This window comes from Streptomyces sp. NRRL S-31, from assembly GCF_000718775.1.
Taxonomy (GTDB): domain Bacteria; phylum Actinomycetota; class Actinomycetes; order Streptomycetales; family Streptomycetaceae; genus Streptomyces.
On sequence record NZ_JOCB01000293.1, the window covers coordinates 1 to 270 of the forward strand.

1 protein-coding gene is annotated in these 270 nt (G+C 73.0%); it reads left to right on the plus strand.

Annotation, left to right across the window (positions count from 1 at the left end):
- Window positions 1-17 precede the first annotated feature (17 nt).
- A partial coding sequence (locus IF37_RS40520; protein WP_158727473.1) for a hypothetical protein occupies window positions 18-270 on the plus strand: 253 nt, incomplete at its 3' end.

Consider the following 270-nt stretch of genomic DNA (forward strand, 5'->3'; position numbering starts at 1 on the left):
CCTGGGACACCCACTCCGTGCCACGACGCGCGGCCGCCATCGCCCACCGCATCGCCACGGGCGACGACCTCCCCCTCAGCCGCTGGCAGGAACTGACACAGGACGATCCAGGCCGGGCGAGCGCGCTGCGGGTGCTGGCCACGGTCGAACTCCAGCAGGCGCAATACCCGACGATGCCGCTGACCGCCGAGGACTTCGCGCACGCCTACGACCACCTCGCCGACCACTGGCACACCCAGCCCCTCGGAGACCAGGCCACCGCCCTCGCCC